The following is a 21,685-nucleotide window of genomic DNA, read 5'->3' on the forward strand; positions in this document are numbered from 1 at the left end:
CGAATCTTTAACTTTCACCCAGTCGCCAGCAGTGGCTATACTCTAGCTTAAGCCTTTGGTTTTACGGTTTTTGGGGAATTCCTGACGCGATGCTCCTACCAATTTCGACCGACGCACCAGTTTACCACTGGCCATACGCGACGATTGGGCTCATCGTGGCCAACGTGCTGGCTTTCCCGCTGTTTCACTCCCTGATCGCGACGATTGGGGGCGACACCACAGATCCGGCCGACGCGGAACACGCAGCGCAACTGCTCTACTGGCTGATTCTCGTCCACGGCGACCTGAACCCCGTGCAGTGGGTCACCAGCCTGTTCATGCACGGAGGCTTCATGCATCTGCTGACCAATATGGTCTTCCTGTGGGTGTTCGGCCTGATTGTCGAAGGCAAAGTCGGCTGGGCCCGGTTCCTTGGCTTGTACCTTGGCATCGGCGTTCTGCAGTCGGCTTTCACTCAGTTTGCGACGCTCGCGTCGACCAACGACAACGTTTCGATCGGGGCCTCGTCGGCCATTGCCGGGCTCATGGCGATCTCCCTGATTTGGGCGCCGAGGAATAACATCGACTGCCTGTACTGGTTTGGCTTCTTCATGGGCACCACCGAAATCGCGGTGTTCGTGCTCGCCTTGATCTACGCGACGATCGACTTGCTGTTTCTCGCAATCGAGATCGTCACGACCGGCGATATAATCGGCGGATTGCTGCACCCCATGGGGACCGTACTCGGTGCAATCGTCGGCATCGTGATGGTCAAGATGAAACTGGTCGATTGCGAGGGCTTCGACCTGTTCCACGCCTGGAACGGAGCCGACCCGAATGCCGAGGTCGACTATAAGGAAGTCGACGCCCGGGTGGCGATCAAGAAAGAGGAAAGAGCGACCCAGCAACGACGCGACGCCCACCAGCAGATTCGCGAATACCTGGAAGAAGACAACGTGCGTGGGGCTGCAACGTTGTATCAAAAGCTCAAGCAACATGGCACTCATGTGGAGCTGGATCGCGAAGAGCTGATCGCGCTGGTCAAAGGACTTCATGAGCGCAAAGAGTGGGCGTTGTCGGCCCCGCTGATGTACGAATGGGTCGCTCGCTTTCCACAGGGCACCGACAACGTACGGCTGAAGTTGGCCCAGATCTGCGTGACCGCCCTGGAAAAACCAGCCCGCGCGCTCGAAATCCTCCAGTCGCTCGACAGTTCGCAGCTCCCGCCCGAAAAACAGGCGATGGCACGCAAAATCGTCGCGAAGGCCCACCAATTGCAAGCCGAAGGGGTGTACGAGCTCGACGACGAAAGCTGGTAATACCGGGCTCGACGAATCTCCCCCGGGTGGGCAATAATCGCCGACTGTCAATAATACGAGTAGCTATGGACAGTTTCTCCCCCACTCAACAGAACCGACGAGCCTTGTTTCGACGGGATGGATGAATAGTCGCGTGAAAAAAATCGATCCACGACAACTACCCATCATCGGATGGCGGGAATGGGTAGCGCTGCCAGAGCTGGGGGTGTCGACCATCAAGGCCAAGATCGATACGGGGGCTCGCTCCAGTAGCTTGCATGCCTTCGATATGGTGACCTTCGAGCGAGATGGTCAGCCGTTTGTGCGTTTCAAGGTGCATCCGTTGCAGCGGAGCAGCAAAGAAACCATCGAAGTGGAGCACCCAGTGCTTGAGTTCCGCAAGGTACGCAGCTCCACCGGGCACGCCCAGCGGCGGCCGGTAATCGTGACTACCGTCGAGGCCGTGGGTCTAACCTGGCCAATCGAACTAACCTTGGCGAACCGCGACGCGATGGGCTTTCGCATGCTGCTCGGGCGCGAGGCCGTGCGGGGGCGGATGATCATCGACGCAGCCGGCAGCTTCTACGGAGGCAAACCAGCAGCAGTCGTCAAACGGAAAAAGCTTACCAAGAAAATTAAGAAGAAACGGCCAGATAAGAAGCCGGAATAACAGAGGTGAATCGCACATGAAACTTGGCATCCTTTCTCGCAATCGCCATTGCTACAGCACGCGCCGACTCCGCGAAGCCGCCGAGCAGCGCGGCCATAAGGTGCGGGTGCTTGATACCTTGAAGTTCGCTATCGACCTCGAGCAAGGCGAGCCCGACCTTTACTACCATCAGAAGCAGCTCAGCCATTACGATGCCGTGCTGCCGCGCATCGGGGCATCGATCACCTACTTCGGCACCGCGGTGGTGCGCCAGTTCGAGCAGATGGACGTGTTCTGCGGCAACTCGTCGGCCGGCATCGCGAACTCGCGCGACAAGCTACGCTCGCTGCAAATCCTCAGCAAGCACCACATCGGAATCCCCGAAACCACGTTCGTTCGCGATAAGAAAGACGTGCTGCCAGCCATCGAACGGGTGGGCGGCGCGCCGGTCATTATCAAGCTGCTCGAAGGCACTCAAGGCGTCGGCGTCATCCTGGCCGATTCGGTGAAAGTAGCCGAAGCGATTATCGAGACGCTGCAATCCGCGCGGCAAAGCGTGCTGGTACAGAAGTTCGTCGCCGAAAGCAAAGGCCGCGACGTGCGAGCGTTTGTGGTCGGCGATCGCGTGGTGGCCGCCATGCGGCGAGTCGCCCAAGGGCAAGAGTTCCGCAGCAACGTCCATCGCGGCGGTCGTACCGAGGTCGTGGAACTAGACGACGATTACAAGGCAACCGCCGTGCGGGCCGCCCAGATCATGGGACTTCGCGTCGCTGGCGTCGACATGCTCGAGAGCAACAGCGGCCCGCAAATCATGGAAGTCAACTCGTCGCCGGGATTGGAAGGGATCGAAACCTGTACGCAGCTCGACATCGCCGGAGCGGTGATCGACTACATTGCCGCCCAGGTCGACTTCCCCGAAATCGACCTGCGTCAGCGGCTGACCGTGAGTTCCGGCTACGGCGTGACCGAGATCCACATTCCCGAAGGCTCCGACTACGTCGGCAAAACCGTGCAAGAGTCGGGCCTGCGCGAAAAGGACATTAACGCACTTACACTCTACCGCGGGACGACCGTTATCCCCAATCCACGTGCCGACCGAGAGCTCGAAGCCGGCGACCGTTTGCTTTGCTTTGGTAAACTTGAACGCATGCGGGCGATGGTTCCCGAGCGTACCCGCCGTCGCCGACGGCCCAAAGTCAAAGACCTGCCACCGCAGGATGACCAATCGCATGAGGACAAAGAATGAAACACCCGCTGGTACCTAAATCGGTAGGCGACTGGAACGGTCAAGTGATCGAACCAGGCCAAACCGGTGACGTGAAACTGGCTGTTTCCGAAAGCTATAGCGGCATGACTGTCCGCATCCCGATTCACGTGCGTCGCAGCACCGAAGAGGGCCCCACGGTGTTTGTGACCGCCGCGCTTCATGGCGACGAGATCAATGGTACCGGTGCCATTCGACAGTTGATTCAAGACGAATCCCTGACACTCACCCGCGGTGCGCTGGTGCTCGTGCCGGTACTTAACATCCTGGGCTTTGATCGCCACTCGCGATACTTGCCGGATCGCCGCGACTTGAACCGCTCGTTCCCCGGCTCGTCCGACGGCAGCCTGGCCAGTCGCATGGCTCGCACGGTGTTCGACGAAATCGTCGCCCGCGGCGATTACGGTATCGACTTCCATACCGCTGCAGTGCGTCGCACCAACTATCCCAACGTCCGCGGCGACTTGCAAATCCCCGAAGTCCGCCGCATCGCCGAGGCGTTTGGTTGCGACTTCATCGTCAACGGCAAAGGCCCCGCAGGTGCGTTCCGCCGCGAAGCGTGCGCGGCTGGTCGACCGAGCATCATCCTCGAAGGAGGCGAGGTCTGCAAAGTCGAACCAACCATCGTGCAGACCGCCGTGCGCGGCGTGCGGAACATCCTCATCGAACTCGAAATGCTCGACGAGCAGCCCGAGCGCCCCGACTACCAGGTGATCATCGAGAAAACCAAGTGGGTGCGAGCCGAACGCGGCGGCTTCCTGCAGTTTCATGTCCAACCGGGCGAGATGGTGCAGCAAGATCAGCCGCTCGCGACCAACACCAACCTGCTCGGCCGCGAACGCAGCGTGCTCGCTGCGCCGTTCGATGGAGTCGTGATCGGCATGACCACGCTGCCGGCCGTCAGCCCTGGCGAGTCGGTTTGCCACCTTGGTCAGCTGCCCGATGGAGTCCGACCCAAACGCATCGACAAATTCCGCGCCAGCCAAGATAGCTGGGAAGGCAAAGTGGTCGACGACCTGGGAACCAACGTCATGGTCTTCGAACGCGACAACGAAAGCGAAAGCGAGCACCAATAAACACGGCCGAGCAAACGACCCGCGAGCTTACTGACCCGGCGGGGTCGGCAACTCTTCGGCCGGCGTCGGCTCCGGCATGTTCGCCGGCGCTGCCAGCGTGGGTTGCTGATAGAACCATGCGTGCAACTCATGCAGTGCTCCGCGAGCTTGCTCGAACGATTCCAGCTTGTTCACCGCTTCGTAAGCGGGATCGTTAGCCACCTGATCGAAGTGCTCTATCGACGCAAGCAATTGCTTGCGGCGCTCCGCGGTATTGTAAAACTCACTTGCGTCGACCGATCCGGCCTCCGGCGCGGGCGCGGGGATCGCCAGGAACTCCATCCACTGCGCGGCCGCATTAGGATTGTCGCCGGCCAGCGAATTCAGTTCGTTCCGCAAAGCAGTCACTGCGAGCAGCAACTTTTCGGGTGGATTGTACTCACTATTCGGGGGAGCTACCAATCCGCCTTGCTGCGGGGTGTCGGTCGGCACGCGATACGCCTCGGCCAACTCAGGTGCCGGGGTCGGCTCGCCAACCTTCGCAGCAGGGGGAGTCGCTCCCCACGATTGCCAGCGACCGTTCGACGACTGCGGCTGCGCTGCATAGTTCGGCGCTGCTGTATTTGGAGTGGCGTAGTGACCCGCTGGCACGCCTTGGCGCGGTACCAGTACCGAGCGCTCTTGGTAGATCGCCCGCGGCAACGCCGAGTCGAGCAGAATCTGCACCCGCGGCAAACCGACCGCAACCGGCGGCGCTACCCGGCGACCTTTACGCAGGTCTTCGTAATAGTTCTCCATCCGCTCGGCTTCCCTGGCCAGTCGCGGATTGCGATCTTCGTAGAAGTCTTCGAGGTCGTCGTAGTACTCTTCCATCGCTTTCAGATCCCGCTTCGTATCGCGACGAAGGATAAACTGAGCGCTGACAGTTTCGGCAATCGTGCCGGCAGCAAAAAGAGCAACGAGGACCATACTCAAACGGCGGGTCATGACCAGACTCCAACAGTGGATCAGTTCGTGATTCGGAGAAGGCACTATTGTACGCACCACCGGGAGGGCAGGGCAAACCGGAGCATTTGGGCCAGATTTGCCGATCGAGTCACCGCAGCGTGCAGGATCTTGCAGGAATCGGCTACCCGAAATCTCCAGCCACGTGCGACAGCAGGCATTTCGACGTCTCCTAAGAAAGTACAACACCATTCGGACCCCGGCATCCAATTTACGCGCCCCAACGCTGCTGCTCCGTGAACCCGCGATCGAACTCCCCGCAGGTGCGAAATAGATTCCCACCGTTCCCGAATAGATTCCCACTGCGGAGCCGTAGATTCCCAACCCTGGGCAATAGATTCCCAATTTACCCATCGATGGGAAAATTGAATCTTCGCCCACACTACAAAACCAGTGGTTTTCACAACGAAATAGATTCCCATTTCCCAAAACGCATCGAGTGGGTATCTATTTCCGCGATGGGAATCAATCGCAAGTCGTTTGTCAGCACTGAGTTGCATCAACACCTCCGGAATAGTTGCCCAAAATAGATTCCCATAGGTGGGAAACTATTCTTGGGAAGGGACGGATTGGGGATCTGGGATTGCGGATTGCGGAATGGGAATAAGCGGATGTCATCTTGAGGGAGCTTCCAGCGACCGAAAGATCTCAGCCAGCCATTTCGAACGCGCTATCAACGAGCGCCCCACGGCCGCTTTGCCACACGCGCAGCAGCGAACGCCCACGCAGGCAAACCATCGCCTGCGCGTCGCTAGAAATTCAAGTTCAAAACAAGCATCACATCTGATTCACCTCCAATCACTAAAAAGCCAACAGCCGAAAGCTGATAGCCGACAGCCTCAAGCACCTGTCCATTAGAACACTACAGGTGGCCAATTCCCAGAGAAATCTTGAGCTTCTAGAAAAATCGTTTAGCCCGCAGCCGAAGGCGTAGGCTGGCGATGTGGGCTACGGGTTTGATAAGCCACCGGAAGCTAGCACGGTGTCTCAGACCATTTTACCAGAATCTGCGAACTGGAAGAATCAAGTGACACGATTGCGATGCGACATGAAAGGAGATCGAACCGGGTGATTGCATGCCTTTCGCAAACACATTAGAGCAATGCATCATTCATTGAGCTGTGGTCGCTGATACAAAACAACTTACTCCATTAATCACGGGTGTCGATAGAACGAACGCTGAAACAATAGCAAGCAGGCAGCTACTAGCATGGTGGCAAGCGTGCTCGGTTCGGGAACGATGGTCACGGTATTGCCTGCGATGGCGTCAAATGTGTCGAACTCAGTGGCGTAAGTGGAGTACAAATGGGGGTCGACCCAAACGTTGTGAAGTGAGGTTTTGCTCAAAAGGGAATTGAGATCACTAGGGTTACCGTTTTGGAAAGTCATCCAGACCAATGATACATCCTCGATACTGGTTGTTCTCTTTGTTATGATGTCCCAGGCATTTTCTGACAGTTCGGAACCATCGAGTCGTAACGAGACAATGGCATCACGATCAATCCAAAGTTCTCTAAGCTTACTTAGAGTAGCATGTGACAAGTTAAGTTCAGTGAAGTCATTATCAATAAGGTTAATGACTTCTAGCTCGTTCAGTCCTGCTAGTGCGCCTGAAGCAATACTTTGAATATGATTACCCTGAAAAGTAACAGATTGAAGGCTTATCAACCCGCTCATCGTGTCGGACTTGATGCTCGTCAATTGATTGCGAGAGAGATTCAGAAACTTAAGATTAGACAGATTGTCAAAGGTCCCAGAGTCGACGTTCGTAACGTCATTGCGTTCGAGATCGAGTATTAGCAACGTGTCTAGTTGCTGAAAGGACTCTGAATCGATGTGAGCAATACGATTAAAACTGAAATCGAGGGTACGCGGATGAACCAGCCCCTCAAACATATCCGGCTCAATACTAGTCAACCGGTTGCGGCTCAAGTCTACTTTTTGCGTGTAGGTTAAACCACTGAAGGTTCCTGCATTGATACTCGTGATTCTGTTCCGGGATAGATTGAGTCCTGGCAGATAATCCAGGCCGCTAAATGTACCAGACTCGATGCTCGTTAGCCTATTTGAACTAAGGTCGAGCTGTTGCAGGTAAATCGAATCGCTGAATACGCCCAACTCCATGTGAGCAATCTGGTTGTCGCTCAAGTCGAGCGTAAGAAGTCGATTAAGGCCGTTGAAATCGCCCGACTCAATACTAGCAATTTTATTGTTATCCAAATAGAGCTCTTGTACGTTGACCAACAGATTCGCTCCGTCAAGATCTTGGATCGAGCGAGAGTCAAGATATACACTCTCCCAAGCTAATGTGGGGTCCATGGGATAACCGGGAGCCTCGCCGACATCGAGCAAGCCATCACCGTCGTCAATAAAAGCTTGTGACATGGCCGGAAATAGAATCGCCGCAACTAGTATCTCGACTACATAAAACAAGTACAGTCGAGTGACACGAGCGTGGCAGAAAGAGTCTGCTAGGATACGATAAGTCATGAAAAGGCCCGATATGATAGTACTCTACCTGCAGACCGCATTGTAATTCTGCTTGCAGATAATTGCAAAACACACAGCTAACAGAGTAGACCCCGAAACAGCTGATATCCACATGTATAGATTAGTAGGCCTTGTCGAACCAATCCCCCGCGACCGCTCGCCGGGTGCCACTGGCTTCGCCCATTACTGTCCGGAATTAATCTTAACCGATTCTGAACTTGCGCGGTGGGGAGTGGTGTGGTACGACATAGTCCATGCCTTCCCAGCGAGTTGCTAAAGACGAGCTACCAGTGTGGCCCGAGCAGGTCATTGGGGGGAAGTATGTCCGGCTTTTGGAGAAGTTTCTCAAACAACTCCGCTCGGAAGACGCCCACGGTAATCGCAAGTTATTTCTCGATGACGTGTTCGTAGCCTACCTGCTGGCGTTCTTCAATCCCACCATCCGCAGTTTGCGAACCATCGAAGATTTCAGCCAAACGGTACAGGCTCAGAAACACCTTTCGATTCGCAAGATCACTAGAAGTACGCTCTCAGACTTCAATCAACTGGCCGACCCCGAGCGATTGCAGCCGATTCTCGATGCCCTCCGCCGGCAACTTGCCCGCAAGTCAAAACGGCAATCGATAGGTGACGACGATCTCGACGAACTGCTCCAGCAGACCGTGGCCGTCGATGGCACGTTTCTCCCGGCCGTGGCCGAAGTCGCCTGGGCCATGTGCAATACGAACAATCATGGGGCGAAGAAGCATCGAGCGCGGGTGGATGTCCATTTGCCGGTGAGCACGTGGCTTCCCGAGGCAATCGTCATTCCATCCCCTGGCCAGAGCGAGGCCGATTCAGCCATCGAACGGTTGCAGCCCGGTCGTATCTATCTGTACGACCGCGGCTTCATGAGTTTCGCGCTCTTGGCAGCGCACTACGACGACACACACGCGTTGCAATCGCACTTCGTGGCTCGTTATCGCCCAGCGGGGGGCAATTCGCCCACGCTGCGGGAAGTGAAAAGTCGCGAACTCACCGAAAAAGACAAAGCGGCCGGCGTGCTCAGCGATGGAGTGGGACATTTCAAGTCTTCGAATCCGAGCCGACATCGAGTTCCCCGAGTGCAGCTTCGCGAAGTCATCGTCGCTTGCGAAGAAAAGGGAAAACCGTCGCAACTGCGGTTGATCACCAACCTGCTCGATGTACCGGCGCACGTGATTGCCATGCTGTATCGCTATCGTTGGCAAGTAGAACTGTTCTTTCGGTGGCTGAAGAGCTCTGCGAACTTCGGACACTTGATCAGCCACGCAAGCGAAGGGGTGCAAACGCACTTCTACGTGGCGGTCATTGCCGTGTTGCTGATGTACCTGCACACCGGTTATCGACCGAGCAAGTACCTGTTCGCCCTAATGGGACAGGTCGGCCGCGGGGCGGCAACCCTGGAAGAGATCCTGCCGATCCTCCGCGAGCGAGAACGTCAGAACGAACTGGCCCGGCAGTCGGCCGCGCGGCGGAGCGAGAAAAAGAAACAGCAATCGACTTAGAGACGCTGCCACTCGGCCGCGATTCTCACGCTGCCGCCTGCGCAATGTGAAAGGAAAAAGGCGGCGAGTCTTGATCGCGTAAGCCAATCCATGCAATCATAAGACGCCGCGCAACACTCCCGGAATGCAAAGAACCGAACTCCGGACAGTAATGGGCAGAGCCAGTGCCACTCTACGCCGTTAACCCTTTCTTTGCCTTAAAAAAGAGGTCTCGATGTAACAGCGTATTTCGGCCATCCTTTCAGTTGAACCAAGGAAGGGGCGGCCATCACTTACCCGAAGGGAATCGGGCATGTTACATCGAGACACTCAAGTGCGGCTGAATATCGTGTGCCTTCGGCAATGTTTGCGTTGGTTGTTGGCGGGAATCTGTTGGCGAACGATCCGCTTCCGCAACGACTGCAGTTGGACTCCTCGGTCACTAGTGGCAGCCGCGCTGTTATGGGCCTGGTCGGACGAGCAGACTCTCACCGAGCGTTTTTTCGTTGTGCGTAAGATACTACTCTGCCTCGATAAAGAGCAACAGCAACTGGCCACTTCCTACCAAGCCTTCATAAAAATCCTTCGTCGCTGGACGAAGCCGCTCGCCGCGTTGTTGCAGTCAGTGCTGCAACAACGGATGCAAGCGACGCTGACCGATTGCTGGCTCACCGCGGGATACCTCGTATTCGCGGTCGATGGTAGTCGCCTTGAATTGCCTCGCACCCGCTCGCACGAACAAGCCTATTCGACGATTCGTCACGCACGACGGGTAAAGAACAGTCGCTACAAGAGACGGCAGGCCAAAGATGCGAAGAAAGTCAACTCGCCTCAACTCTGGCTCACAACGATGTGGCACATCGGTACGGGATTGCCGTGGGACTGGCGGGTCGGACCTGGTGACAGTAGCGAACGTGTCCACTTGCGGGAGATGCTCACTAGCTTGCCAGCCGGGGCTTTGATAACGGCCGATGGCGGATTCATGGGGTACGAAGGGCTGCAAGCGATTATCAAAAGTGGCCGACACGTCCTGCTGCGAGTGGGAGCCAATGTGCGGTTGCTGAAACAGCTTGGTTATGTACGGGAATGGACCGGCACGGTCTATCTATGGCCCGATCGGGAATCGAAGCGTGGCAACGAACCGCTCGTGTTGCGACTGGTGGTCGCTACGGATGGCAAGCAGCCGGTCTACCTGGTTACCAATATCCTTTCTCGGCGTGAATTGAGCGACAAGCAGGTGATTGCATTGTATGCACGTCGCTGGGGCATCGAACTATTCTATCGCCATCTCAAGCAGACCTTTCACCGTCGAAAACTCCTCTCTCGCGAAGCCGAGAACGCCAAGCTCGAAATCACCTGGTCGTTGTTCGGCTTATGGGCGATGTCGCTGTTCGCGTTGGTCGAAGCGATGAAGCAAGGCATCACACCAGCAAAGTTGAGTTTCGCCAAGCTGCTGTTGGCGTTTCGCCGCACGATGCGTGATTACCTGCATCCAACGGAGAAAAACGAACGCCTGTGCGAGAGGCTTCGCCAAGCCATCATCGACAGCTACAAGAGAGCAAACAAAACCAGCCGCAACTACCCACGAAAAAAACAAGCCAAACCGCCAGGAGTACCACAACTGCTCACTGCTACCAAGACACAGGCCCTGCGAGCAAAGCAAATCAAACCAGTACTACGAAAAGGGTTAACGGCGTAGAGTGGCACCCACGACAATGTACTACTTCCATCCTCAGCGCCCCCATTCCCTGAAAGGGAATCGTCGCCCAGCGAAGGGTTGCGCGCCGGCGAGCTCCGCGAGCCAAAGCGCTACCCTGGCAGCAGCTTTGCAGCCAACCCGCCTAGAGCGATTGCCCTGCCATGGCTTTTGCTTGTATTGACGATTGGATCGGGATAAGATGTTGCCATGACAAGAGTTCCGTCGTTGGGCGGAGCTGTGGTGGTCGTGTTACTTACGCCTGCATGCATAAGACTTCTCCTTATTGAATACGAGGCGTCCGTGCATCGTTGAATTTAGTCTTTCCCCAGGCACCCAGATGCCCCGAACAGCAGCTGAAATCGTTGATGACTTGCGTCTATTCATCACACCGTCGTATCCTGACATCGACATCCGTGTTCAGCCTTGGGATCAAGACCAAAGCAGGCTCGCGATCTACTTCATTGACGAGAAGTTTTCGCTCCTTTATCCCTACCAGCGTTGGCACTATCTGACGCACCTCATTCCAAGTGATTACCAAGAACAACATCTGTCCACGTCCGTTTGGTTTGAACTAGCCCCCGGCGAAACGCCCGAAGATCTACGATATCCCGATGAACAATTGGTCGAGGATATAACCCCTCACGTAATGCGGATTCTCAGCCGCACGGGATTCTTCAAACAACTTGACGACATCATGTGTCCGGCCGATGACGAATTACGACCGTCACCGTGCTGGGGCGATTTCCGAAACTCGATACCCCTTCTCCACAAATGTGGAATCACTGAAGATGAACTCTTCGACGTGTGTCATGTCCTCATGTTGCAAGGTGGCTATTGCGATTGCGAAATCCTCTATAATATCGTTGAAGAAAACCGACTAAAGGCAGCGTACTGGATGGCACGGGCTGAAGGCTTGGAACCGTACAATCCGCACAACGGGTCCGATTAAAAGGATGAACGCGAGCCCGATCAGGTCGGCTGGCTTCGCTCGGCAAAGGATCACCTCCCGACCGCGTTATGCTGGTCGTTATTTGGCTCAGATGAGAACTCCGGGTGCCACTGGCTTCGCCCATTACTGTCCGGAATTAATCTTAACCGATTCTGAACTTGCGCGGTGGGGAGTGGTGTGGTACGACATAGTCCATGCCTTCCCAGCGAGTTGCTAAAGACGAGCTACCAGTGTGGCCCGAGCAGGTCATTGGGGGGAAGTATGTCCGGCTTTTGGAGAAGTTTCTCAAACAACTCCGCTCGGAAGACGCCCACGGTAATCGCAAGTTATTTCTCGATGACGTGTTCGTAGCCTACCTGCTGGCGTTCTTCAATCCCACCATCCGCAGTTTGCGAACCATCGAAGATTTCAGCCAAACGGTACAGGCTCAGAAACACCTTTCGATTCGCAAGATCACTAGAAGTACGCTCTCAGACTTCAATCAACTGGCCGACCCCGAGCGATTGCAGCCGATTCTCGATGCCCTCCGCCGGCAACTTGCCCGCAAGTCAAAACGGCAATCGATAGGTGACGACGATCTCGACGAACTGCTCCAGCAGACCGTGGCCGTCGATGGCACGTTTCTCCCGGCCGTGGCCGAAGTCGCCTGGGCCATGTGCAATACGAACAATCATGGGGCGAAGAAGCATCGAGCGCGGGTGGATGTCCATTTGCCGGTGAGCACGTGGCTTCCCGAGGCAATCGTCATTCCATCCCCTGGCCAGAGCGAGGCCGATTCAGCCATCGAACGGTTGCAGCCCGGTCGTATCTATCTGTACGACCGCGGCTTCATGAGTTTCGCGCTCTTGGCAGCGCACTACGACGACACACACGCGTTGCAATCGCACTTCGTGGCTCGTTATCGCCCAGCGGGGGGCAATTCGCCCACGCTGCGGGAAGTGAAAAGTCGCGAACTCACCGAAAAAGACAAAGCGGCCGGCGTGCTCAGCGATGGAGTGGGACATTTCAAGTCTTCGAATCCGAGCCGACATCGAGTTCCCCGAGTGCAGCTTCGCGAAGTCATCGTCGCTTGCGAAGAAAAGGGAAAACCGTCGCAACTGCGGTTGATCACCAACCTGCTCGATGTACCGGCGCACGTGATTGCCATGCTGTATCGCTATCGTTGGCAAGTAGAACTGTTCTTTCGGTGGCTGAAGAGCTCTGCGAACTTCGGACACTTGATCAGCCACGCAAGCGAAGGGGTGCAAACGCACTTCTACGTGGCGGTCATTGCCGTGTTGCTGATGTACCTGCACACCGGTTATCGACCGAGCAAGTACCTGTTCGCCCTAATGGGACAGGTCGGCCGCGGGGCGGCAACCCTGGAAGAGATCCTGCCGATCCTCCGCGAGCGAGAACGTCAGAACGAACTGGCCCGGCAGTCGGCCGCGCGGCGGAGCGAGAAAAAGAAACAGCAATCGACTTAGAGACGCTGCCACTCGGCCGCGATTCTCACGCTGCCGCCTGCGCAATGTGAAAGGAAAAAGGCGGCGAGTCTTGATCGCGTAAGCCAATCCATGCAATCATAAGACGCCGCGCAACACTCCCGGAATGCAAAGAACCGAACTCCGGACAGTAATGGGCTTCGCCAGTGAAGAAACTCTGTGGGGGCACCCGGCTATCGGAAACGTGTTATTCGGAACAGTACCGTCCTCACACACTTCGACAGGATAGCTAACCACCGACTGCAGTTGACCGGCGACGCCCGCGAGTAGAATGGTGTGGTCGGTTGGACGCCTGCTGCCACGGGCGGCCGGCAATTGAGCCTTTTACGTTAGACGTCACAAATTAATGCCTCGACGAACCAACGACTTCCAGTGCCTTGTCACTCTACTTACAGCAACGCTTGCTGGGAAGGCGCAAGTTATTGAATCCGCGATGCTCACTGATCGCGTGAGTGATGAGGAGCGAGAGGTTGACATACTGGTTGTAGCGGAAGCCGGAGGCTACACAGTACGAATTGGTATTGAAGTGATCTCATGGGCTCGGCCAGCCGATACGCCATGGATCGAGAAGATGCGAGCCAAGCACGAAAACTTAGCGACAGACAAGTTGATTCTTGTCTCTGAAAGTGGTTTCTATAAGCCTGCTCGCCGCAAAGCCGAATTCTACGGTATAGAAGTGCTCACGCTCGAAGAGGCAGACGAAGCGGATTGGCCACTGATAGCTAATCTGACAGCTTCCGGTGTCTTTGAGGTGATGACAATCAGCTTCGACGTGACAGGCATTCTGCAACAGGACACTGGCATCCGAGAGCAGATTCCAATTTCTCTTGCGACTTCGCTCTCAACGGCTCAGGGGCCAGTAACTATGGATCAGTTCGTCCGCTCCATCCTGGACAAGCTGGAGGTGCGAGATGTGCTTCGGCAGAACATCTCATCTGATAAACCACATGATTTCTGGTTTCGTTACTCACATCCCAATGGCTTGTGGCGATACGAGGAAGAGGGAAAGGCCGGCCAGTTCGTCGAACTGCGCGTTGGCTTGAAAGTGCTCAACTCGGCTTCTCCTGTACAATATGCATCTGGCACATTCCGATCAGTGCCTTTTGTTTCCGGCACTTCGACATCAGGCAAGCCCGTTCAGTTCGTCTTGGCAAAGAGTCCAGACGGCACTTCCTCCGGATACCTTATCGACCATTCAGGCGTTCGAACTCTGTCATCCAACGTGGTGATGAAATGAGGTCAAACATGGGCCTGAAGTCGAGTCCGTACTGCGCCGTCGAGTTTGGCTCTTTTTCTTCGCCGTCGTAATAGGCGCAGTACGGTCCAGCTTAGGCTTGACGTTCGCTGGAAAGACGCTGCCTCACAAATACGCCCCCCTATATGACAACTGCGGATCCTCACCAATCGGACTCAAGACCCGACACTTTCCATGCGAAAGCTGCCGCGATGGTGGCTTTTGTGCGATCGCATTAGTTCTCACTACAATCTTTGCTCCCATCACTTGGCTCAAAGCACTCGCCGACGGTTTGCTTTTCGTGACAATATTTCCGACCGTGGGGCTCCCACCGACATCCAGCCAAACGCCAGTTACCGAACCTGTTCGCCGTCGAGGTGGTAGATGGCTAGGTGGGTGCCGTCGAGACCTAGCACTTCGTCGATGCTAAAGGTGCCTTCCACGGCGATGGGGCGGGCGCTGAAGTCGGCCGTCTTGCCTGCTTCCATTTCGACAAAGATGCAGTCGAACAGCGCGGCGCCGGGGCCGAAGCAGCACTCGAGGTTGTCGCGGACCAGCACGAACTGCGTGATGCCCGACCGCTGCATCGTGGGATACATGTAGCCCCGAATGCGGATGCGCTGGCCATCGAGGTTCACGATTTCGTCGGTCAGCATCTCGCGCTCAAACGGCTCGTCCGGTTCGATATCAAACTTCATGTCGTCGAACGTCTTGTCGACCAGCTTGCCAGTCGGCCCTGGATCGGCGGTCGCTTTCGCAGGCTCGTTGGCTGCAGTGGTTTCGGTCGCGGTCGACGGGGACGACTCGTCCGGCTCGGCGGTCGACGACATTTCGGACAACGTGGTCGTGGTCGACGAGTGGTCGCAACCGGTGGTCGCTACGACGACCACGGCCAGCATCGCCAGCGTGCTACGTAGGCTCAAGGGTCTGATCGAGTGGATGCTCATCCCTGCTCTTCCGAAGATAGACGGTTCGAGTCGGTCACCATGACTCATGGATCGACGAACGATAGGTCGCGGACAACTACTCGATGTAATCGGCCATCATGCCATACACCGGGTTGCTGGTGCCGAAGTTCTGCGGATAGCAGACCAAGCGCCCCCCCAGGCGAGTGACCGACAGGTCGGTATCGGCCGTGAGTCCGGGCGAGAGCGTGACCAGCACCTGATCGAAGTACTTCACGTTTTGCAGGTCGCCAAAGCAGCAGGTGTTGTTGTCGCGTACCAACAAGAACTGCGTAGCGCCGCTTCGCGAGTCGGAACTTCCAGGGCGGATGTAGCCTTTAATGAACACCGGTTCGCCATTTTCCAGCACGTCGGTGATCTCTTTAGGAATCGCCCGGCCTGCTTCTTCGTCCTTTTGACTCGGCTGCAATGTCGAGAACGAAATCCGCCCATAGCCCTCCGGCACCTCGGTCGCATGCTTGTACGAAGCCCAGCCGACGCCCCAGCAGAGCATCGAAAACGACAGGACGAGTCCCAGGAGGGCGAACTTCTGCCCGGTGTAGATGTCGCTGTTGTTCTTGATTTTCTTCAGCGCCATGAGCGAGGCGACGATGCCAACCACCGGCACCACCGCGGCGGCGATGGCCACGTCGATAAAGTCGGTCACCGCCAGCATGAACAGCGAGGCGAACCCCAACAACGCAGCGATCAACGCACCGGAGTGGAGCGCACGATACTGCAGGGTCGCGTCTTCGAAAGCAGCGGACGTATCGGTTTCGGGCAAGGGCTCGGCGAGAGTCGTGCTCATGGCAATCGAAATACGTAGAAAGGGCGGGAAAGGAAACCGGGAATACTACATTGTAGTTATACGTTCGAAACAGGCGAATGGATCATCCGCCGCCCCGCATGACTCCCCAAACCAGTACCACCAGCACCCCGGCGGCTACCAGCACGAAGATCATCGCCTTGCCACGGGTGGGGGGCTGGATCGCAGGATCCGTGGAGCTTTCCTCGAGACCATCGTGCGAAGCATCGGTGCTGTCGGCCACCTGATTGGCGGGCGATCCGGCCGTTTCGGCGGCCACGGCCTCGGTGTCGGGCGTGTCGGCCGGGGCCTGCGGCTGGTCGCTGGCGACCGCATCGGCGGACTCTTTGACGGCGGCCGAGTCGCTCACTTGCGAGTCGATGGCCGCGTCTGGCTCTTCCAGCGTGGGTGCGTCGGAACTGTCGGCTGTAGCGAGCGACGCGTCGCTTGACTCTTCGCCGGAGTCGGCCGCGGAGTCCTCGGCAGTTGGCTTGTTGAGCGCCGGGGCAGTGTCGGCCGGGCGGCTCCCCGCGCGGGCGTATCCCAGGAAGCCAAATGCGGTGAGTGTCCGCGCCCGCTTGAAGGCCTTGGGATCGAGCGGTTCGAGTTCGGCCAGCGCGGCGGTCGCCTTCTCACCGACCTCGCCTTGTTGCTTGGCTGCCTGATCGAGGTAAGCGACAATCGTATCGCGCACGTAGCTGCTCTTGTCGGCTTCCTTGAACATGGTGACCAGCTGGTCGAGCACGCCCCAGTCTTCCCAGCGAGCCAGGTCGCGAATGGCCTGCTCGGCCGCGTCGGGCTTGGCCAGGATCAGCCGCATCGACTGGCACAACCGCTCGAGCGGTACGTCGTCGGTTTCGTCGCCGAGGAACCGCAAGGCGAGCAGCATGCCGTACACCTTGGTGGGATCGTCGCTCTCGCTGCTCAGGAACTCGCGATCGAGCAGGTCGAGTCCTTCGGCGCCGGTGAGTTTCAGGTAGCAGCCGACCATCGCGTTGAAGCCGAGCTGTTTTTGCCGTTGCTCCATGGCAATCATCTCGGGCATCACCGGCAAGGTGATCGCCCCGCCGAGTCCCATGCTGGCGGCGGCCGCGGCTTCGGCGGCCGAGCGGAGCACTCGGTTGTCGGCCAGCATCATCTCTTCCAAGCGGTGCTGATCCTCCTCGGTACCGACGATGCCGAGCATGGTGAAGTACAGGCTGCGGCGGTTGGCGCTAGCCATCGGGTCGATCAGCCATTGCCACAGCTTCTCGCGATCGAAGCCTTCGGAGATCTCCACCAGATCCGAGTACGGTGCCCGCGCGAACTCGTCGTATGCGTCCTGAGCCAGCAGCGGATCTTCGTGCTGCAGGTAAGGCAGGAAATACTCCATGCGACCAGCCCCATTCTCGGGCAGGGTCAGCACGTGTTCCACGTACTCGGCAGCGGTTGGCGACACCGCAATGGGAATGTTCCAGTCGAGGCGGTCGGTGCCGCTGCCGCGGATGAAGTAGAGCTGATCGGCGTTCGCTTCGCCGAAGAACACCGCTTCGATCTCTTCGATGCCGGTCATCACCTCTTCGCCGACCAGCACTTTGACCACGCGGAACTTGGCCATGCCGGTGTCGGGGTCGACCACGCCGAACTGCCCGAGTTCGTTCGGTCCCTCGCCCGACTGCGCGGCTGGCTTCACCAGCTTGGCCAGCACCACGGCGTCGCTACCGGCCATTTCTTCGGCCAAGGTAGCCCGCTCCACGGTACAGAAAGGGCACGCGACGGCCGACTGCCATTGGGCAACCAGCAGGAGTAGAACCAGCGAACAAACAAATGCATTGCGCATCGATAAACCTGCCAAGCGAGATGGAGGGAACACTACCAGCTCAAACATTCTACCGAATTTATCGCGTGCCGCTTAGGGCTTTTGCCACATCGGTGCGATACGCGGTAAACGCAGGAAGGATGCCCGCGACGATGGCCAGGAGCACCAATCCCGGAATCACCCAGATTTCCACCGGGTCGAAGGCCAGCATCTCGAGCGTGACACCGGTTTGCCGCTCGACGTAGGGGTTTGCGACCCCCACCATCAGGTGCCCCAGCACGATGCCGGCCAGCCCGCCGAGCACTGCTAGCAAAATGGCTTCGAGCAGCACGATGGTCTGCACCGCCATGCGACTGGCCCCCAACGCCCGCATCACGGCAATATCGTGGGCGCGCTCCGACATCGAGTTGTAGATGCTCACCAGGATGCCGATGGCTGCGACCAGCACGATCAGCGCGGTAAGCACCAGCAGCACCACCCGTACGGGGCCGATGATATTCTGCAGGAGCTGGGTGACGGTTTCGGCGGGGGCGACCGCTTGGGCGCCGGTGCCGCTTTTGTTGATGACCACCATCATGTCGCGCGACGCCATGGGATTCTTCGCCCGCACCAGGATCGAGGTCACCTCGCGGCGATCTTCCGGCAGCGGCTCGACTTCGTTGCCTTCGTTGTCGTAGCCAATAGTCGGAGCCCCTGGCTCGGGGGTGGTCGCCGCAGCGGTGTTGTCGGAGGTTTTTGCCTTGCTGCTCAGCGAGTGCCCTTCGAGCAGGTAGAACCCTTCCATATTGGCAAACACCGCACGGTCGTTGGCCGTGCCGGTGGGGGCCAGCACGCCGACCACTTTGAAGTCGTCGTGCTTGTTGCCTTCGCCGCTGAGGCCGTGCGTTGGTTTGAACGTGTCGCCGAGCTTCAGGCCGCCTTGCTTTGCGACCACTGAGCCAATGACCGCTTCGAAGAAGTGGTCGCGCTTGAAGTTCTCCCCTTCGGCGAACTCGTAGTTGTGCAGGCCATCGTACTTGAGCTTGTCGAACAAGTCGGGCGTGGTGGAGACCACGCGGTACTTGTACTCGCCGACTACCAGCGAATCGCCCAGGCAGTACGGCACTGCCGCGTCGGTCAGGGGAGCGTACTCCCCGTCGGTGAACTTGCGGTAGTAGTTGTACGAAATCGGATAGAGCGGCTTGCCCAGGTGGTACACGGTGCTCAGCACCAACTCGGTGCGGCCGCCGGTTCCGCCGACAATGAAGTGGTATCCTTGGGCGTCCTGCTCGAACTGATCGACCGCGACACGATGGATCACCAGCACCACGATCACCGCGGCAACGCCGAGGGCCATCGAAAGTCCGGTAAGGGTCGACGCGAGCGGGCGCTCGGTCATGTTTCGCCAGGCAATGGTTAAGTAATTCATGCTGCGCGTACCACCCTGTTGAGTTCTTCTAAGGCAATCACATGGTCAAACTGATCGGAGACTTCCGGCGAGTGCGTGACCATGAGCATGGCTACCTGCTCTTGCACGCAAACCTCGCGAAGCATGTCGACCACTTGCTGCTGATGCCCCGGGTCGATGTTCGCGGTTGGCTCGTCGGCCAGCAGCAGCTTCGGCTTGTTCACCAGCGCCCGGGCGACCGCGGTGCGTTGCTGCTCGCCGACGCTCATCGACGATGGCTTATGGTGCATGCGATGGCCAAGGCCGACCTCTTCGAGCAACGCGATCGCCCGACTGCGATCTTTCGGCCGACCGGTAAAAGTCATGCCGAGCATCACGTTCTCGAGCGCGGTGAACGCGGGGAGCAGGTTGAACGTTTGAAACACGTAGCCGATGTGGTGCGCCCGAAATCGGTCGCGTCCAGCTTCGGCGAGTTCGTGAAACCGAACCCCAGCGAACATGATGCTGCCCGAATCAATCGGCGTAAGACCGGCAATCGCGTGCAGCAGCGTGGTCTTTCCACAGCCGCTCCGCCCGCGGATCACAATCTGATCGCCCGGCGAGATCGCCAAGTGCTCGATATCGAGAATCGGCAACAGGTCGCCGTTCGGCTCGCGGTACGCCTTTTGAACGTTCTTGAGTTCAACGAGTGTTTTTTTGTCGGACATGGGATTCCACGTGGAAATACGACCCCCGCCCCGCTGTCGTCGAGGGAGGCCGGTGCTTACCCGCTCCGTCGCCAGCTGCGGTGCAGTTGGAGGAGCCCTGGTTCTCGCAATTGAATTGCAAATGCAATTCTACCTACAAAACAACGCTTATTCTACTGGCATTCCATGTTCTACGGAAACTGCCCCCGGTTGGTTGACCCACTCGGGCCAAATTCGCCGTTTTATCGCCGGAACACCCGGCATCAGGGCGAGTACCACGAAGATCACCACCCCCCAAATCTGGCCGTAGTCCAGCTCACCACCTGAGTAATAGGCATCGAGCTGGTTCTCGTCGAACGTTTCTCCCCCGTTGGCTGTTAGCAGGGCGACCGCCAGGTCGCGCGGTATCGGTACCGGCACTCCTCGCACGCGGCAATCGGCCATGGCAACGCCCCGTACCCGGCCTGGCTTACGAAAGTAGCCATAGTCAACGATATGTCCATCGGTACTGTCGGCCGGCAGCGGAGTGGTGAGCAACTCCAACGCTTGCTCAAACGTCAGATCGACCGGCTCGGTCCAATGCACACCGCGCCCGGCCGCTTCGATCAGCAGGATCGTGTTGGAAGCGCCATCGGTCGCCTCGCGTAAGGTTCGCGGTTCCCCATCGCCCCAGATGGTCTGGGGACCTGTCACGGCGAAATAGTTCGTATGACAAGCAACATCACTCTCGGGGCACTCATATACCTCAGTTTCTATATGGGCGAACTGCTTGCGATTGCTGGGTCCATCCCAGGGCTCAGCGAAGTTGTAAGCATCGAACAAAGATTGCTGATCGATCTGTGGCAAGATGAGCACTCGCCAACTGCATGGCACCGAGTTTTGATTTGCCTTATCGCCCACGGGTGGGAAGTTGCCAGTCGCAGATTCGTATTTGCTTACCCCCCACGCTAGTTGCCTGAGATTTTTCACACACCTCGCTCCACCTGGGGACTTCAAGCTATAGCACAACCCATGCAACATAAAGAACATGATCAGCAGTAGCATCGCAGCACCGATTAACACAAAGGCGTACCCTCGCCAGAGCAAATAAAAGAACACCGACCAGAAGCCCAACACCATGGCGGCGACCACCAGGCCGGATGTGCCAAAAACCGCAATTGCTGCGGCGATCAACGCGAACAGATACAGGAACGTGGCGAGGCGAAAGGTCATCGTTTGGGCTTCGAATGATTACCTAACTCGTGGAGGTTCTGTCGATTCTACTCGGTTTTCATGTGGACCTCCGTGTCGAGCTTCGCAAAACGAATGTGTTTGACATAGAAACCGAATAAATTCTTACAATTTTGCCTTTTTGGATGTTTTCGGGAATGAAATTCTGCCTTCAGTAGCTATACATAACTTAGCAGTGGTTGCTAAATCATTAGTCGACCACTCATTCTTGTGCCCCCCTGATA

The 21,685-nt window shown here is 57.2% G+C and carries 17 protein-coding genes; 9 read left to right on the plus strand and 8 right to left on the minus strand.

The annotated features are described in order from the left end of the window. The first annotated feature begins 89 nt into the window (after positions 1-89). The 4 genes from Pan181_RS25145 to Pan181_RS25160 all read left to right on the plus strand — a co-directional run bounded on the left by Pan181_RS25145 (position 90) and on the right by Pan181_RS25160 (position 4,266). Positions 90-1,298, plus strand: a complete 1,209-nt coding sequence (locus tag Pan181_RS25145) for a rhomboid family intramembrane serine protease (RefSeq protein WP_145251647.1) — start codon at positions 90-92, stop codon at positions 1,296-1,298. A gap of 133 nt (positions 1,299-1,431) precedes the next feature. Beyond that, positions 1,432-1,947 (plus strand): ATP-dependent zinc protease family protein, encoded by a 516-nt coding sequence (locus Pan181_RS25150; protein ID WP_231943701.1) that lies wholly within the window; start codon positions 1,432-1,434, stop codon positions 1,945-1,947. A gap of 16 nt (positions 1,948-1,963) precedes the next feature. Further along, a complete protein-coding gene (locus tag Pan181_RS25155) occupies positions 1,964-3,172 on the plus strand; it encodes a RimK family alpha-L-glutamate ligase (RefSeq protein ID WP_145251652.1) in 1,209 nt (402 codons plus the stop codon). Further along, a complete protein-coding gene (locus tag Pan181_RS25160; protein ID WP_145251654.1) occupies positions 3,169-4,266 on the plus strand; it encodes a succinylglutamate desuccinylase/aspartoacylase family protein in 1,098 nt (365 codons plus the stop codon). The genes Pan181_RS25155 and Pan181_RS25160 overlap by 4 nt, the downstream gene beginning before the upstream one ends. A gap of 27 nt (positions 4,267-4,293) precedes the next feature. On the opposite strand, the gene Pan181_RS25165 is transcribed toward Pan181_RS25160, so the two are convergent. Both Pan181_RS25165 and Pan181_RS25170 read right to left on the minus strand, forming a co-directional pair. Beyond that, complete coding sequence (locus tag Pan181_RS25165) at positions 4,294-5,232, minus strand: hypothetical protein (RefSeq protein ID WP_145251656.1); 939 nt, start codon at positions 5,230-5,232, stop codon at positions 4,294-4,296. Positions 5,233-6,405: 1,173 nt separating this feature from the next. Further along, a complete protein-coding gene (locus tag Pan181_RS25170) occupies positions 6,406-7,740 on the minus strand; it encodes a leucine-rich repeat domain-containing protein (protein ID WP_145251658.1) in 1,335 nt (444 codons plus the stop codon). A gap of 254 nt (positions 7,741-7,994) precedes the next feature. Here Pan181_RS25170 and Pan181_RS25175 point away from each other — a divergent pair, with 254 nt between their 5' ends. From Pan181_RS25175 to Pan181_RS25195, 5 genes are all read left to right on the plus strand, one after another. Beyond that, positions 7,995-9,266: an IS4 family transposase gene (locus Pan181_RS25175; RefSeq protein WP_145245135.1), complete on the plus strand. Its 1,272-nt coding sequence runs from the start codon at positions 7,995-7,997 to the stop codon at positions 9,264-9,266. Between the two features lie 424 nt (positions 9,267-9,690). Then, on the plus strand, positions 9,691-10,944 hold the full coding sequence (locus Pan181_RS25180; RefSeq protein ID WP_197528324.1) for an IS4 family transposase: 1,254 nt from the start codon (positions 9,691-9,693) through the stop codon (positions 10,942-10,944). A 337-nt stretch (positions 10,945-11,281) separates the two neighbouring features. Next, positions 11,282-11,893: a DUF2695 domain-containing protein gene (locus tag Pan181_RS25185; protein WP_145251662.1), complete on the plus strand. Its 612-nt coding sequence runs from the start codon at positions 11,282-11,284 to the stop codon at positions 11,891-11,893. Positions 11,894-12,087: 194 nt separating this feature from the next. Then, positions 12,088-13,359, plus strand: a complete 1,272-nt coding sequence (locus Pan181_RS25190; protein WP_145245135.1) for an IS4 family transposase — start codon at positions 12,088-12,090, stop codon at positions 13,357-13,359. 451 nt (positions 13,360-13,810) lie between these two features. Beyond that, positions 13,811-14,614 carry a hypothetical protein gene (locus Pan181_RS25195; RefSeq protein WP_145251664.1) on the plus strand — a complete coding sequence of 268 codons (804 nt, stop codon included), beginning with the start codon at positions 13,811-13,813 and terminating at the stop codon, positions 14,612-14,614. A 350-nt stretch (positions 14,615-14,964) separates the two neighbouring features. Here the strand turns inward: Pan181_RS25195 and Pan181_RS25200 are convergent, their stop codons facing one another. From Pan181_RS25200 to Pan181_RS25225, 6 genes are all read right to left on the minus strand, one after another. Continuing rightward, a complete protein-coding gene (locus Pan181_RS25200; RefSeq protein ID WP_197528704.1) occupies positions 14,965-15,534 on the minus strand; it encodes a DUF3299 domain-containing protein in 570 nt (189 codons plus the stop codon). A gap of 100 nt (positions 15,535-15,634) precedes the next feature. Continuing rightward, positions 15,635-16,363 carry a hypothetical protein gene (locus tag Pan181_RS25205; protein WP_145251668.1) on the minus strand — a complete coding sequence of 243 codons (729 nt, stop codon included), beginning with the start codon at positions 16,361-16,363 and terminating at the stop codon, positions 15,635-15,637. Positions 16,364-16,445: 82 nt separating this feature from the next. After that, a complete protein-coding gene (locus Pan181_RS25210) occupies positions 16,446-18,179 on the minus strand; it encodes a hypothetical protein (protein WP_145251670.1) in 1,734 nt (577 codons plus the stop codon). A gap of 58 nt (positions 18,180-18,237) precedes the next feature. Continuing rightward, positions 18,238-19,566: an ABC transporter permease gene (locus Pan181_RS25215; RefSeq protein ID WP_145251672.1), complete on the minus strand. Its 1,329-nt coding sequence runs from the start codon at positions 19,564-19,566 to the stop codon at positions 18,238-18,240. Continuing rightward, a complete protein-coding gene (locus tag Pan181_RS25220) occupies positions 19,563-20,252 on the minus strand; it encodes an ABC transporter ATP-binding protein (protein ID WP_145251674.1) in 690 nt (229 codons plus the stop codon). The genes Pan181_RS25215 and Pan181_RS25220 overlap by 4 nt, the downstream gene beginning before the upstream one ends. A 147-nt stretch (positions 20,253-20,399) precedes the next feature. Next, positions 20,400-21,443, minus strand: a complete 1,044-nt coding sequence (locus Pan181_RS25225) for a DUF1559 family PulG-like putative transporter (RefSeq protein WP_145251676.1) — start codon at positions 21,441-21,443, stop codon at positions 20,400-20,402. Positions 21,444-21,685: the final 242 nt, after the last annotated feature.

The sequence above is a fragment of the Aeoliella mucimassa genome (assembly GCF_007748035.1).
Taxonomy (GTDB): Bacteria; Planctomycetota; Planctomycetia; order Pirellulales; family Lacipirellulaceae; genus Aeoliella; species Aeoliella mucimassa.

Coding starts and splice junctions, on each gene's coding strand:
- Pan181_RS25145 (WP_145251647.1), top strand. CDS start 90: ATGCTCCTACCAATTTCGACCGACGCACCAGTTTACCACTGGCCATAC.
- Pan181_RS25155 (WP_145251652.1), top strand. CDS start 1,964: ATGAAACTTGGCATCCTTTCTCGCAATCGCCATTGCTACAGCACGCGC.
- Pan181_RS25160 (WP_145251654.1), top strand. CDS start 3,169: ATGAAACACCCGCTGGTACCTAAATCGGTAGGCGACTGGAACGGTCAA.
- Pan181_RS25165 (WP_145251656.1), bottom strand. CDS start 5,232: ATGACCCGCCGTTTGAGTATGGTCCTCGTTGCTCTTTTTGCTGCCGGC.
- Pan181_RS25170 (WP_145251658.1), bottom strand. CDS start 7,740: ATGACTTATCGTATCCTAGCAGACTCTTTCTGCCACGCTCGTGTCACT.
- Pan181_RS25175 (WP_145245135.1), top strand. CDS start 7,995: ATGCCTTCCCAGCGAGTTGCTAAAGACGAGCTACCAGTGTGGCCCGAG.
- Pan181_RS25185 (WP_145251662.1), top strand. CDS start 11,282: ATGCCCCGAACAGCAGCTGAAATCGTTGATGACTTGCGTCTATTCATC.
- Pan181_RS25190 (WP_145245135.1), top strand. CDS start 12,088: ATGCCTTCCCAGCGAGTTGCTAAAGACGAGCTACCAGTGTGGCCCGAG.
- Pan181_RS25195 (WP_145251664.1), top strand. CDS start 13,811: ATGCTCACTGATCGCGTGAGTGATGAGGAGCGAGAGGTTGACATACTG.
- Pan181_RS25205 (WP_145251668.1), bottom strand. CDS start 16,363: ATGAGCACGACTCTCGCCGAGCCCTTGCCCGAAACCGATACGTCCGCT.
- Pan181_RS25210 (WP_145251670.1), bottom strand. CDS start 18,179: ATGCGCAATGCATTTGTTTGTTCGCTGGTTCTACTCCTGCTGGTTGCC.
- Pan181_RS25215 (WP_145251672.1), bottom strand. CDS start 19,566: ATGAATTACTTAACCATTGCCTGGCGAAACATGACCGAGCGCCCGCTC.
- Pan181_RS25220 (WP_145251674.1), bottom strand. CDS start 20,252: ATGTCCGACAAAAAAACACTCGTTGAACTCAAGAACGTTCAAAAGGCG.
- Pan181_RS25225 (WP_145251676.1), bottom strand. CDS start 21,443: ATGACCTTTCGCCTCGCCACGTTCCTGTATCTGTTCGCGTTGATCGCC.